Annotated in this window: 11 protein-coding genes and 1 riboswitch; of the genes, 8 read left to right on the top strand and 3 right to left on the bottom strand. The window is 55.0% G+C overall.

Annotation, left to right across the window (positions count from 1 at the left end; all coding sequences use genetic code 11):
- Nucleotides 1-336 precede the first annotated feature (336 nt).
- Nucleotides 337-529, top strand: a riboswitch (Lysine riboswitch).
- A gap of 114 nt (nt 530-643) precedes the next feature.
- Both lysC and panS read left to right on the top strand, forming a co-directional pair.
- The gene (lysC, locus tag CMR03_RS00675) at nt 644-1,996 is read left to right on the top strand and encodes a lysine-sensitive aspartokinase 3 (protein ID WP_063877974.1); all 1,353 of its coding nucleotides are present in this window, start codon (nt 644-646) and stop codon (nt 1,994-1,996) included.
- Between the two features lie 117 nt (nt 1,997-2,113).
- The gene (gene panS / locus CMR03_RS00670) at nt 2,114-3,034 is read left to right on the top strand and encodes a ketopantoate/pantoate/pantothenate transporter PanS (protein WP_096010474.1); all 921 of its coding nucleotides are present in this window, start codon (nt 2,114-2,116) and stop codon (nt 3,032-3,034) included.
- Nucleotides 3,035-3,083: 49 nt separating this feature from the next.
- Here panS and CMR03_RS00665 read toward each other — a convergent pair whose 3' ends face one another.
- Both CMR03_RS00665 and CMR03_RS00660 read right to left on the bottom strand, forming a co-directional pair.
- On the bottom strand, nt 3,084-4,709 hold the full coding sequence (locus CMR03_RS00665; RefSeq protein WP_063877976.1) for a Na/Pi cotransporter family protein: 1,626 nt from the start codon (nt 4,707-4,709) through the stop codon (nt 3,084-3,086).
- A gap of 413 nt (nt 4,710-5,122) precedes the next feature.
- Nucleotides 5,123-5,935, bottom strand: coding sequence for an alkaline phosphatase family protein (locus CMR03_RS00660; protein WP_096010473.1), 813 nt, complete (start codon nt 5,933-5,935; stop codon nt 5,123-5,125).
- A 662-nt stretch (nt 5,936-6,597) separates the two neighbouring features.
- On the opposite strand from CMR03_RS00660, the gene psiE reads away from it, so the two are divergent.
- The 3 genes from psiE (at nt 6,598) to ubiA (ending at nt 8,500) form a co-directional block, all read left to right on the top strand.
- The gene (psiE, locus tag CMR03_RS00655) at nt 6,598-7,008 is read left to right on the top strand and encodes a phosphate-starvation-inducible protein PsiE (RefSeq protein WP_063877978.1); all 411 of its coding nucleotides are present in this window, start codon (nt 6,598-6,600) and stop codon (nt 7,006-7,008) included.
- Nucleotides 7,009-7,091: 83 nt separating this feature from the next.
- On the top strand, nt 7,092-7,604 hold the full coding sequence (gene ubiC, locus CMR03_RS00650) for a chorismate lyase (RefSeq protein ID WP_063877979.1): 513 nt from the start codon (nt 7,092-7,094) through the stop codon (nt 7,602-7,604).
- 11 nt (nt 7,605-7,615) lie between these two features.
- The gene (gene ubiA, locus CMR03_RS00645; protein ID WP_096010472.1) at nt 7,616-8,500 is read left to right on the top strand and encodes a 4-hydroxybenzoate octaprenyltransferase; all 885 of its coding nucleotides are present in this window, start codon (nt 7,616-7,618) and stop codon (nt 8,498-8,500) included.
- A 128-nt stretch (nt 8,501-8,628) separates the two neighbouring features.
- On the opposite strand, the gene plsB is transcribed toward ubiA, so the two are convergent.
- Nucleotides 8,629-11,055, bottom strand: a complete 2,427-nt coding sequence (gene plsB, locus CMR03_RS00640) for a glycerol-3-phosphate 1-O-acyltransferase PlsB (protein ID WP_096010471.1) — start codon at nt 11,053-11,055, stop codon at nt 8,629-8,631.
- Nucleotides 11,056-11,183: 128 nt separating this feature from the next.
- On the opposite strand from plsB, the gene CMR03_RS00635 reads away from it, so the two are divergent.
- The 3 genes from CMR03_RS00635 to dinF all read left to right on the top strand — a co-directional run bounded on the left by CMR03_RS00635 (nt 11,184) and on the right by dinF (nt 13,706).
- Nucleotides 11,184-11,552, top strand: a complete 369-nt coding sequence (locus CMR03_RS00635) for a diacylglycerol kinase (protein WP_063877982.1) — start codon at nt 11,184-11,186, stop codon at nt 11,550-11,552.
- Nucleotides 11,553-11,658: 106 nt separating this feature from the next.
- Complete coding sequence (gene lexA, locus CMR03_RS00630; protein ID WP_063877983.1) at nt 11,659-12,273, top strand: transcriptional repressor LexA; 615 nt, start codon at nt 11,659-11,661, stop codon at nt 12,271-12,273.
- A gap of 110 nt (nt 12,274-12,383) precedes the next feature.
- Nucleotides 12,384-13,706 (top strand): MATE family efflux transporter DinF, encoded by a 1,323-nt coding sequence (dinF, locus tag CMR03_RS00625; RefSeq protein WP_096010470.1) that lies wholly within the window; start codon nt 12,384-12,386, stop codon nt 13,704-13,706.
- The last annotated feature ends 155 nt before the right edge of the window (nt 13,707-13,861 follow it).

Genomic DNA, 13,861 nt, shown 5'->3' with positions numbered 1-13,861 from the left:
ATTTCAGTATGACCACAGTTGCAACTGAAAGGAAAATTTTGTCTGCGCCATAATGGCACGGTAATGAAAACCGTCTGTTTCACGGTGGATAATGCCGCTAAATTTCAGTCTGATCCCATGGGAGAAAGGCTGAAAAGTATGGCGCATTGGCGGCCCGCATACTTTGTGCCGCATCAGAAAGTGGTGGCCTTGCTGAAGCCATTAAGCACTGTAGTCGCTGCGATAAGGCGAAATTTGTTATCCGGTGCGCTCTGCATGAAAAATTGTCCCACGACGGTGATTGACAGCAGGGGCAGAAATCGATAAATCTATGCGCGCTACTTGCGCACCTGTGCGCAAGCCAGAAGAGGCGCGTCGCCCAGGCAGTGTGTTGGAGGAACCGTATCCGGAGATAACACATCAGGGGGAGCGACGCCGAGGTGGTCAACACACGGTGTGTTGCCTGTCGGCTACAGGGGCTGAATCCTCTGGGTTGTCACCAGAAACGTCCACAGTCGGACGTTTTGCAAGGTGGAGCGCTTCTGGGTGACTCGTCTATTCGATCTTGTCTGCCCGTTTCTGCTCTTTCCTTGTGCTTAGGCTGAATTACTGTTTCTCATCCGTCAACGGGTGAGGGCAACGTACCCTGACACGAGGTCATACAATGTCTCTGAATCTGAATGTAGCGAAATTTGGCGGTACCAGCGTTGCCGATTTCGATGCCATGAACCGTAGCGCCGATGTGGTATTGCAGGACAGCAATACCCGGCTGGTGGTGCTCTCTGCCTCTGCCGGCATCACGAATCTGCTGGTCTCCCTTGCAGAAGGTCAGGAGACATCGCAGCGTGCGGCTCAACTTGATGACATCCGCCGCATTCAATATGCCATCATCGATCGCCTGCAACATCCTGACGTTATTCGCGACGAAATCGACCGAATGATCGACAACATCGGCATGCTGTCAGACGCGGCCGCGCTGGCCACCTCTAACGCCTTAACCGACGAGCTGGTCAGCCATGGCGAACTGATGTCGACCTTACTGTTCGTCGAGATCCTGCGTGAACGCCAGGTGAATGCTGAATGGTTCGATGTTCGCAAAGTGATGCGCACGAATGACCGTTTTGGCCGTGCTGAGCCGGATGTGGCCGTTCTGGCGGAACAGGTCAGCGCGCAGTTGCAGCCGCGTATTGCGGCGTCATTGGTGGTGACCCAGGGCTTTATCGGCAGCGAAGAAAAAGGGCGCACCACTACGCTCGGTCGCGGCGGCAGTGATTACACGGCGGCCCTGCTGGGTGAAGCGTTAAAAGCGTCGCGCGTGGATATCTGGACTGACGTACCGGGCATCTATACCACTGACCCGCGCGTGGTGCCTGCGGCTAAACGTATTGATGAAATTACCTTTGAGGAAGCGGCAGAAATGGCCACCTTTGGGGCCAAAGTGCTGCATCCTGCAACCCTGCTGCCTGCCGTTCGTAGCGACATCCCGGTGTTTGTCGGCTCCAGCAAAGATCCGGCAGCGGGCGGCACGCGCGTCTGCAATGAGACAGCCAATCCCCCGCTGTTCCGTGCATTGGCCCTGCGTCGCAAGCAAACCCTGGTGACGCTGCACAGCCTGAATATGTTACACACGCCAGGCTTCCTGTCTGAAGTGTTCAATATTCTGGTGCGTCACAACGTGTCAGTGGATCTCATCACCACGTCTGAAGTCAGCGTTGCGTTAACGCTGGATACCACCGGTTCAACCTCAACGGGCGACAATCTGCTGAGCCAGGCGCTGCTGACGGAACTGTCGTCACTGTGTCGCGTCGAGGTGGAAGAAAACCTGGCGCTGGTGGCGATTATCGGCAACGAGCTGTCAAAAGCCTGCGGGGTTGGGAAAGAGGTCTTCGGCGTGCTCGAACCTTTCAACCTGCGGATGATCTGTTACGGTGCCAGCAGCTATAACCTCTGCTTCCTGGTGCCGGGCAATGATGCTGAAAGCGTGGTGCGCACGTTGCATCACAATCTGTTTGAATAAGCGCATCGCCAGGATAAGTTTGAAGCCGGACATTGTCCGGCTTTTTAATGACCAGCTGCTGAACGGCAACGCGTTCTTTCACAGTAATCCCTCACTTGCTTATAAGGATGTCTGTTCATGCTCGCCACCTTAACTCGCTTGTTTCCTCTGTGGGCCGTCCTGTTATCTGCGGCTGCCTACTACTCACCCACGACCTTTCTTGGCATCGGTCCGTGGGTGGTGTATCTGCTGATGCTGATTATGTTTGGCATGGGCGTGACGCTGAATATTGACGATTTTAAACGCGTACTGACGCGCCCGGCGCCGGTAATCGCCGGGACCTTTTTACACTATCTGGTGATGCCACTGGCGGCCTGGGCACTGGCTAAGCTGTTTCATATGCCGCCCGATCTCTCTGCAGGCATGATTCTGGTTGGCAGCGTTGCCAGCGGCACCGCCTCTAACGTGATGATTTATCTGGCTAAGGGCGATGTGGCGCTTTCCGTCACGATCTCTTCCGTGTCGGCGCTGGTAGGCGTGTTTGCCACGCCGTTACTGACGCGCCTTTATGTGGATACGCACATTCAGGTTGATGTCGCGGGGATGTTAATGAGCATCGTGAAGATCGTCGTGATCCCTATCGGGTTAGGCTTGATCATCCATCACACCATGAACAGCGTGGTACGCCGGATCGAGCCTTATCTTCCGGCCTTTTCCATGATCTGTATTCTGTTGATCATCAGTGCCGTGGTGGCGGGCAGCCAGAGCTTTATTGGATCAGTGGGGGCGATGGTGATTGCTGCGGTCATCTTGCACAATGCCATTGGCCTGCTGGGAGGTTACTGGGGCGGGAAACTGTTTGGCTTCGATGAGTCCACCTGCCGCACGCTGGCGCTGGAAGTCGGCATGCAAAACTCCGGACTGGCTGCAACGCTGGGCAAACTCTACTTTTCCCCACTGGCTGCGCTGCCGGGTGCCTTGTTCTCCGTCTGGCATAACCTGTCCGGTTCGCTGCTTGCGGGTTACTGGTCGGGCAAACCGGTCGAGAAAAAAAAGTAACGCTGTGCGGGCGAAACTGACCTCGCGGGGGCCAAACGGCCCCCGCATGTTAATCGTCGTCCCGCTCATCATCAGGCTGCTCCAGCACCGTGTAGGCTACCGCGCTAAACAGCGAGTTCAGCCGCTTCATATCACCCAGCAACCCCAGATGCAGCGAACTGGTTTCAATGCTCTGCACGTTCTGCTGATGCAGGCGGTTAACATGGGAGTGGGAATTGCGGCGTATTTTCAGGCGGAAACGGTGCTTGGCGCGGCGCAGCCGCTTCGCGCTGGTGACGTCGTGGGAGAGAAAAACCGACAGGCTCAGCCGCAGGCTATCAATCAGCTGTTCATGTAATGCTTCCAGCTCTTTCAGCCCCTCTGGCGAAAAGGTGCGTCGCGCGGCAAGGGATTTGTCGGCCACATCGCCGCTCATGCGCTCGATGATATCGCCTGCCTGTTCCAGGTTCAGCGACATTTCAATGATTTCCCCCCAGCGGCGGGAATCCTGCTCGGATAAGTCCTCTTTGGGCATGCGCGCCAGATAAAGCTTGATGGCGGTATACAGCACATCCACGTCATCATCCAGCCGCCGTACCCTGCGTTCCGCCCGGGCTTCTCCACGCACCACTTGCAGAAACGTATCCAGCATCTGCTCCAGCACATCCCCCATGCGCAACACCTCACGTGCAGCATTGACCAGCGCCAGTGCTGGCGTATCCAGCGCGCTGCTGTCGAGATGCCTGGGCTTCAGCGTCGTCTCGCTTTCGGCATCGTCAGCGATCAGTCGGCAACACAGGCGCGCCATGGCGTCGGCAAACGGCACCATCACCACACAGCGAATCAGGTTGTAGAAGACATGAAAGAAGATCACCAGCTCTTCGTCATTTACCGGCAGCTTATCCAGCCACACTGCCAGCGGATCGACAAAGGGCAGAATAATCACGCAGCCAATCAACTTGAACAGCAGGCTGCCCATCGCCACGCGTTTACCGGCTGCGTTGGAACCACTGCCATTGATGACGGCCAGTAGACCGCTGCCAAGGTTAGCGCCAATCACCAGACACAGCGCTACTTTAAAGGCGATTACGCCGGTTGCGGTGAGCGTGGCCGTAATCAGCACCGCCGCCAGGCTTGAGTAGCTGATAATGGCAAAGACGGCCCCGAGCAGGGCGTCCAGCATCACGTCACCGGTTAAGCTGGAGAACAGTACCTGTACGCCGGATGCCTGAGTAATGGGTTTGGCGGCTTCGACAATCAGTTGCAGTGCCAGCAGGATGAGTCCCAGACCAATGCTGGTGCGGCCGAGCTGTCCGGCCCGGGTTTGCTTGCGGCTGATGAAAAAGACCACGCCGAAAAAGATAAATAGCGGTGAAAGCCAGGAGAGATCAAACGTCAGGATGCGCGCCATAATGGCCGTGCCGACATCCGCCCCCAATATCACCACCAGCGCAGGCGTCAGGCTCACCAGGTTTTGAGCAACGAATGACGTCACCAGTAGCGTGGTGGCATTGCTGCTTTGCACCAGCATGGTGACGCCAACGCCGGCAAGAAACGCCATGGGTTTCTTTTCCACGCTGCGGCTGAGTACCCGGCGCAAATCGGCACCATACACGCGCATAATCCCGGAGCGGGTAATATGTGTGCCCCATACCAGAAGCGCAACGGCAGAGAGTAAGTTAAGCAGGGTTAACACGTATAGTCGCTCCTCAACCATCAGGCTTCAGGCGGTGCAGATTGCCAGCCTGATGGAAAGCGCAATCTGAGAACGTGGCTACCGGACGCTGCGCAATTTTTTTCAGTGTTTTAAGCAACCTGCGCAATGTCGACATCTTTAAATGTAGACTACTCTACTGATCTGCATGGATAAATCCAACCCGGCGCACGTCGCTCACCTTCCTGATTGCGCACGCCTGAGACAGGACTGAACGAATATCCACGGTGGAAAGACTGGCTACAGACAAGACGAGGCCGCCCGTTTTAACAGCACTGAAGCGGAAGACGGCCGCCGTCTGTCCAGGGTGAGGTGCCGCTGCGGTTCATGATGACCCCGCGCGGCGGGAATGTGGAAACCTGTACGTTCTCTGCCCGGTCTTCAGCGCGTTAACGTCAGGACGCTGAACCCGCCAGCAAGGCGCGATGGACCGACTTATCATGTGTGACGCCGAGCAGCGAACACAGGATGCCGCAGAGTTCGGTTTGTTGCGGGGCCAGCCCGGCCTTTCGCGAGAAGCCTTCACCAAATACAAACAGGGGAACGGTCGTTTCTTCTGGCAACATGCCACCATGCGAACGGTCATCGTTCATGCCGTGGTCGGCGGTAACCATGACCTGATAGCCTTCTGCCAGCCAGCCTGGCATCCACTGTGACAGATAACCATCTGCCATGCGCGCCCTGTTGCGGTACGCGGCAGAAGACAGGCCATGCTGATGACCGGCATGATCGATATTCATCGGATGAATCAGCAGGAAGTCCGGGTTGTAACGTAACCGCAGGCTTTCGGCATCTTCAAACAGGTGGGAATCGGGATAGCCGTCGTCGGAGTAAAAGTGCCCAAACTGAACAGGCAGCGTCGGGGCGTCCGTGTGACGATCGCGGGCCGGTTCGAAGGGCGTGCGGTTATACAGTTCGCTTATCCAGTGGTAAGCGGCGGCGGCGGTGGTCAGCCCGGCGTCACGCGCATAGTGAAACACACTGCGTTCGTGGCTCATGCGGTTGACATCGTTATGAATAACCCCGCTTTCCACCGGTGCGACGCCGGTCAGAATGCACTCATACAGCGGACGTGACAACGAAGGCAGCGCACAATTCAGGCTGTAGTAATGGCCTTTGCCATGGGCACATTCTGCATGCAGGTAGCCCATAGCGTGTTGTGCCACGTGATGACTCAGGCCGTCCAGAATCACCAGAATCGTTTTCATGCTGTTCTCCTTACTGTGGCTTAGGTTGTGCGCGTCGGTACTCTTAACAGGGCACTATTGGGTTGTCTGATGCAGCGTTATTGTTTCGCTCATCGTGAAATATCAAGGTTTATCAATAGCTTTTTTGATTGTAAGTACACACAAACTTTTCTGCGAAAACGGAGTGGGTTAAATGCCTTTTCCCGGCCGCATCGCGTCTTATGCGCTGGCGCTTCGCCTGATTAGCCGCCAGTCGATACAGGCAATACCGCTACATAAGGCAGTGAATGCGTAGAGCTGAACGGTGTCGGGCTAAAACCTGGTCTGGATCATTCGGTCGCCAAAACCGAGTCAATGTAGCCCTCACATGTGAAAAAGGGATGACAGGCTTTACCAACAGGTGGAATCAACCAGGCAGTCATAAGGGGATAACCGGCGTCAGGCGTAGCAACGGCCGCAGTTGGCACGCGATGTGCGTGAAAACATCCATCCTCACCCGCGCTGTTCTTGCTTTATGATCTTGATCTTTCTGGGGTTATGGCGTTCATTGATAAGCCTTGCTCATGTCACATTGGGAGGCGGAAAGGCTGCGGGTGCGGTAAGCCTGACGGCTATATTGTGATTTAGGTCACACTCACGCATGATAGCGCCAATAAAACCCCATTTAATTTTTGAGGCGTGAGATGAGTGACAAAAACCCGGTAGCACAGAAGATTGCGCGCCTGATGCAGTGGGTACTGAACGCGGGACTGCTGATCCTGGCGGTGATTTTGATGGTGTTTTTGGGCAAAGAGACAGTCCACTTAGCCAATGTCCTGTTTAGCACCGGTGAGCAGGCGTCGTCCTACCTGCTGATTGACGGCATTGTGATTTATTTTCTCTACTTCGAATTTATTGCACTCATCGTGAAGTACTTCCAGTCGGGCTACCATTTCCCTTTACGCTACTTTGTGTACATCGGGATTACCGCCATCATCAGGCTGATTATCGTCGACCATAAAAATCCCATTGATACGTTATGTTATTCCGCGGCCATCCTGGTGCTGGTTATCACCCTGTGGCTGGCAAACAGTAACCGGCTTAAACGCGAGTAACGAAGCCGTCAGCATTCAGGACGGTGTTCCTCGTATCGCTCTGCGCTAAACTACCTCTCTGAAAATTTTTGGGGGAAAGTGCCATGACGCAAGACCCGCTCCGTTTATTACGTTCACTCACCTGGCTGGCGCTGGACGATGCCGCATTTACGCAACCGCTTCGTGACTGGCTGATGGAGGAGGACTCCATGACGCGACGTTTCGAACAGCATTGCCAGAAGGTCAGGGTGGAACCTGTACGCGAAGGCTTTATCGATGCTGACGAATTAGGCGACGAAGGCGCGTTATTACCTGCAGACCAGCGTTTCTGGCTGCGTGAAGTGATTCTCTACGGAGATGAGCAGCCGTGGCTGGCGGGACGCACGCTGGTGCCTGAAAGTACCCTCAACGGCCCGGAAACCATGTTACAGCAACTCGGTACGCGACCTCTGGGACGTTACCTGTTCTCCTCTTCAACGCTTACCCGCGATTTTATTGAGCCTGGCAGCGTTGAAACGCTCTGGGGACGCCGGTCCCGGCTGCGGCTGTCGGGTAAGCCGCTACTGTTAACGGAACTGTTTTTACCGGCATCGCCGGTCTATCGTGATCAAGGTTAAGGGTTTGACCTGTGCAAAACACACAAAAAATGACGAAATGGCAGGCTTACAGCCGCCTGATGCGAATCGATAAACCGATCGGTGCTTTACTGCTGTTATGGCCAACGCTGTGGGCACTCTGGCTGGCAAAGATGACCATCCCACCGCTGCCGACACTGGCGGTGTTTGTCGCGGGTGTCTTTGTGATGCGCGCTGCGGGCTGTGTGATCAATGATTATGCCGACCGTAAGGTAGACGGGCACGTTGAGCGCACCAGGAACCGGCCGCTGGCAAGCGGTGCCGTGACGGCGAAAGAAGCCAAAATGCTGTTTGTGGTGTTGGGGCTGATTGCGTTTGCCCTGGTACTGAGCATGAACCTGATGACCATTATGCTCTCGGTCGTGGGCCTGGCGCTGGCCTGGGTCTATCCGTTTATGAAGCGATATACGCATCTGCCCCAGGTGGTGTTAGGCGCGGCCTTTGGCTGGGCGATCCCCATGGCATGGGCAGCAGTTAGTGAGTCCTTACCTCTGGTCTGTTGGCTGGTATTCCTGGCAAACATTTGCTGGACGGTGGCCTACGATACGCAATATGCCATGGTTGATCGCGAGGATGACCTGAAGATAGGCGTTAAGTCCACGGCGATACTGTTTGGTCGCTACGACAAATTGATTATTGGTCTGCTGCAGTTGTCTACGTTGGTGTTGATGGCGCTGGTGGGGACGATGCTGGATCTGAACGGCGCGTTTTACTGGACGCTATTACTGGCTGGTGGGTTATTTGTTTATCAGCAAAAGCTGATTGCGCAGCGCGATCGTCAGGCCTGTTTCCGCGCCTTCCTGAATAACAACTATGTGGGACTGGTTCTGTTTCTGGGCGTGCTGATGAATACGCCGCCGTTCTTACAACTGCTGTAACAGGCGCGGCGAGCCACGCCTGCCAGCCTGCAGACGGAAGGATGCGTTAATGCAGGTTTGAGGGTGGTGTTTAAACGCGAATAAAAAAGGCGACCTGCAAGGTCGCCTTTTTCGTCTTCACTGATCCGCTAATCGTGCGCCACGGCGCTTTCGATGGTCATGCGTACATCGCTGGTGACCAGGTCAGCCAGGATGTGCCAGGTCGCCAGCGTCTGCGCCACGTCGGCATCACCGCTGTCGCTGATATAACCTTCATCACGCAGCGTGAGCACGAGTGAGGAGAACACCGCTTTATCAAAGAACTCCGGCGCATTGATCCCGTGCAACACGCTCAGGCGCTGCGCCAGGGTACGGCTCTCTTTTTCCAGCGTGCCCCGGTTAATGGTGGGCTTGGCGCTAAGAATCGAGAAGGTGATGGCGTAACGCTGCAGCGTCTCACGCACACCGGCGGCCAGCAGTTGAAGCGTACGGTAACGCGCGGTGTTAAACGACAACAGACCTGCCTCAACGGTAATCAGCCCCTGACGCGTCAGTTCCTGACATAAGTTAGTCAGTAGCTGCGGCAGCTGATCATGGCTCCAGCGCAGGAACAGCTCGCTCTTCAGCATGGGATAGATCAGGCTGACCTGACGCAGCAGTTCGGCTTCGCTCAGGTTGCGATGCTGCTGCACAATCGCCGCAATCAGCGACGGCATGACCAGCATATGATGAATGTTATTACGGTAGTAGGTCATCAGTACCGCCTGCTCGCGCGGCAGAATAATAATGTCACCAATACTGTCTTTTTCACTCTCGAATTTGTTCATGCTGAGCGCATGATCCAGCAGGGCTTCGGCAGACATGTCGGGCAAGGTGGCATCCGGCGAGTAGGGCACGTTGCGCAGCAACTGGGTATAGCACTCCAGTTGCTCAATCAACTGCTCGCGGGTCAAAGAGCGCTGACGCGAAGCAAGCAGAGCGGTAACGCACAGGTTCATGGCATTCGCCGCGCCAGCTTCGTTAATACGCACCATGATGGTGGCCGCGATATCGTTCGCCGCCGGGGTCAACCAGCCGGGACGCTGTGCTTCAATAGGATCGATAGCATCGCGCCATTCAGGAACGTGCTTATTCAAATAATTTATCAGCGGTAGCGGCTCGCCAAAGTTCACGTAACCCTGACCGAGATTGCGCAGCTTACGTAAGCCGCGCACCATCTGCATGAAGCCTTCTTTCTCTTTCGTGGCACCGCGAAGCTCTTTCGCATAGGTGCCCACTTCCATGACATGTTCGTAACCGATGTATATAGGCACTAACGTGATAGGGCGCGTGCCGCCGCGTAGCATGGCCTGCAGCGTCATGGACAGCGTGCCGGTTTTCGGATCTAACAGCCGGCCGGTACGTGAACGGCCCCCTTCCACGAAGTACTCCACGGAATAGCCACGGGTAAAGAGTTCACCCAGGTATTCACGGAAGACGGTGGCATAGAGCTTGTTGCCTTTAAAGGTCCGGCGAATAAAGAAGGCACCCAGACGGCGGAAAATCGGCCCGGCAGGCCAGAAGTTCAGGTTAATACCGGCGGCGATGTGCGGCGGGACCAGCCCCTGGTGATACAGCACGTAAGACAGCAACAGGTAATCCATATGGCTGCGGTGGCAGGGCACATAAACAATTTCATGACCGTCCTGAGCCAGCTGACGAACGCGCTCACCGCCGTTGACGTTGATGCCCTGATAAAGTCGACTCCAGAGCCAACCCATCACGCGATCCGTGACGCGAATCGCTTCGTAGGAGAAGTTGGCGGCAATCTCCTCCATCATTTCAACGGCGTTTTGCTGGGCCTTTTCATGCGAAACCTTCTTGCTGCGGGCTTCGTCTTCTACCGCTTTTTCTATCGCTTTCGATTGCAGCAGGCGATTGAACAAATCCTGACGCGCAGGCAGGCGCGGACCGACCGCCGCCAGACGCTGACGGGCAAAGTGGATACGAGCGACCCGGGCCAGCTTTTGCGCAATTGATTTATCCGTACCGTGTTCAGTCGCCATCCGACGCAGGGAAACGGTTGGCGAGAAGCGCACAAAACTGTCGCGACCATGCCAGAGCACAGCAAAGAATTTTTGTACCCCATTTAACAAACGTAAATGAGGCGGATTATCTTCTCCCTGCACTTCCCGGCCGGGTGCGCGGCCGAACATGACGGAAACCGGTAACATCTGGATATCAAGCTCAGGGTTACTGCGGTGCAGATCGAGATACTCGTGGAAGATTTTTACCGACTCGACGCTGGGCACGAAATAGGGAAACACGCGTGGGCCATCGTGGATAAAAACATGACGCGGCAGCAAGGCCCCGTCAATCTCCAGCGGCGAAAGCGGATCGGGCAGCTCGTGCCTGATGCACTGCGCGCGCAAAGTCAGGAGATCGGCCTTTGAATCATAAGGCAGGACATACATAATAGGCCGGGTTGGGTCCAGCCCATGTTCGGATACGGGATCGGCCGGAATGGCCTTACTCTTTACCAGAAACGACAGGGGTAAATTCAGTAATTTATAAAAAAGTATACGCCAACCTGACATAGACAACATGAAGCCTCTTGTTAGCAAAGCGGCGCAAGCTTATCAGAAAGCGCAGCAAAAATCTGTGACAGCGACAATTGTGCGCTGCCCAATATTGACGTCAATCCTTTGAAAAGAGTTCCTTTATTATGACAAATAATGTCACCGGCCTTAACCGAATTGTGAAAGCTGCGGGCTATTCATGGCAAGGTCTTCGTGCTGCCTGGCAGCATGAAGCTGCTTTCCGTCAGGAAGCGGTTACCGCACTGGTAGCGATTATCCTGGCCTGCTGGCTGGATGTCGATAGCGTTTCGCGCATCCTGATGATTGGCTCTGTCGTACTGGTGATTATTGTTGAAGTCCTGAACAGTGCCATAGAAGCGGTGGTAGACCGCACCGGTCAGGAGCGGCATCCTCTTGCTGGGCGTGCAAAAGACATGGGCTCCGCCGCCGTTTTCATCGCAATATTACTGGCCCTTTTTGTCTGGGGAACGCTGCTTTGGTCGCATTTGCGATAAGCGTTCCATCTCGCGTCAAATAACTGATTTTGGCCTGAGTTTTGGTTTCCATTTCACCAATACCTGTATATACTCACAGCGACTGTATAAACAACCAGGGGGCGGGATGAAAGCATTAACCAGCAGGCAGCAACAGGTCTACGACTTGATTCGCGACCACATTAATCAAACAGGCATGCCGCCAACGCGTGCAGAAATCGCCGCGCAGCTTGGTTTTCGTTCGCCAAATGCAGCCGAAGAACACCTGAAAGCACTGGCGCGTAAAGGCGTGATTGAAATCGTCTCTGGTGCGTCCCGCGGTATCCGTTTGTTAATGGAAGAAGAGCCATCAGACGGCCTGCCGTTGATTGGTCGCGTCGCCGCCGGTGAGCCATTACTGGCCCAGGAACACATTGAAACGCATTACAAAGTAGATCCTGACATGTTCAAGCCTGCAGCGGATTTCCTGTTGCGCGTGAGCGGAATGTCGATGAAAGATATCGGCATTATGGATGGTGATTTGCTGGCGGTTCACAAAACGCAGGAAGTGCGTAATGGTCAGGTTGTGGTTGCGCGTATTGATGATGAAGTCACGGTAAAACGCTGGAAGAAACAGGGTTCTGTGGTGCATCTCTTACCTGAAAACAACGATTTCGAGCCTATCATTGTTGACACACGTGCCCAGTCTCTCACCGTTGAAGGTCTGGCTGTCGGCATTGTCCGTAATGGTGAGTGGTTGTAAAACCCGTTAAGGTTATTGGCACGCGTCAATCTTAACGTTTTCCAGTCTGCCCTTACTTTGCCGCTGTGGGTTTATCTCTGGCCCCGGCGGTTTATCGCACGGATTCAAGAATGCGCTTTCTGACAGCTACCGATAAAAACCTGTGGCGGTTAGCGCTGCCCATGATCCTGTCAAATATCACGGTTCCTCTGCTCGGTCTGGTCGACACGGCCGTGATCGGCCATCTTGACAGCCCGGTTTATCTGGGTGGTGTGGCTGTCGGTACGACAATCACCAGCTTCATCTTCATGTTGCTGCTCTTTCTGCGTATGAGTACCACGGGCTTAACGGCTCAGGCATTGGGTGCGGGTGATAAGACCGCTCTGGCGCGAGCGCTGACTCAGCCACTCCTCATCGCGCTGGTCGCGGGCCTCTTATTTATCTTCCTTCGCTATCCCGTTACGACCTTAGCCACCCGCTTTATTGGTGGGGACCCCGCGGTATTGGAGCAAGCAGCCCTGTTTATCCATATTCGCTGGCTCAGTGCGCCCGCAACGCTGGCTAATTTAGTCATCCTGGGCTGGCTGCTGGGCGTTCAGTATGCCAGGGCACCGGTCATCTTGCTGGTGGTAGGTAACGTCATTAATATCCTGTTGGATCTCTGGCTCGTGCTGGGTTTGCACTGGGGCGTGGCGGGTGCCGCTAGCGCCACCGCGCTGGCAGAATACGCAACGTTACTGGTCGGTGCGGTGATGGTGTGGCGCGTACTAACGCTGCGGGGTATCACCTTGGCGATGCTCACTCACAGCTGGCGCGGCGACATCCACCGCCTTCTTCGCCTTAATCGCGATATTTTACTGCGCACCTTGCTGTTGCAGCTCTGCTTTGCCTCTCTTACCGTGCTCGGCGCCCGCATTGGCCCTGACGTCGTCGCGGTCAATGCCATCCTGTTAATGTTCATTACGTTCACCGCCTACGCGCTGGATGGGTTTGCCTACGCCGTAGAAGCCTTTGCCGGTGAAGCGCACGGGGCAAAAAACGGCACCCGGCTGCAGCAGGTATGGCTATCTGCCTGTCGTCAGGCGCTGGTGGTGGCGCTGTTTTTCTCACTCGTCTATGCCCTGTTTGGCTATCAGATAGTGGCATTCCTCACCTCTATCCATGCGCTGCAACAGGCCGCTGACCGCTTTTTGATCTGGCAGATTGTCATGCCGCTAATCGGCGTCTGGTGCTATCTGTTGGATGGCATGTTTATTGGTGCGACAAAGGGAAGAGAAATGCGTAACAGCATGGCGGTGGCTGCCTTGGGCTATTTCCTGACGCTCGCTACGGTGCCCCTGCTCGGCAACCATGGTTTGTGGCTGGCGATAGCGGTCTTCCTTGCCCTGCGTGGCTTATCCTTGTGGCTGGTCTGGCGTAAACACTGGCGCAATGGCACCTGGTTCACTGCCTGATCGCTGAACCGGAATTATGACGCAGGATACATATTATTTTCATTTTTTCCGGCAAACCTGAAATCACCTACTACAATTAACTTTGAATGGCGCTGTTAAGTAGCGCTTTATATCGTGATTTTGTTTAACTGCAAAATAAAACGAAACCGAAGGAT

The organism is Pantoea allii, from assembly GCF_002307475.1.
GTDB lineage: Bacteria > Pseudomonadota > Gammaproteobacteria > Enterobacterales > Enterobacteriaceae > Pantoea > Pantoea allii.
The sequence above is the reverse complement of the archived record's forward strand: the minus strand, read 5'-3'. Positions and strand labels throughout refer to the sequence as shown.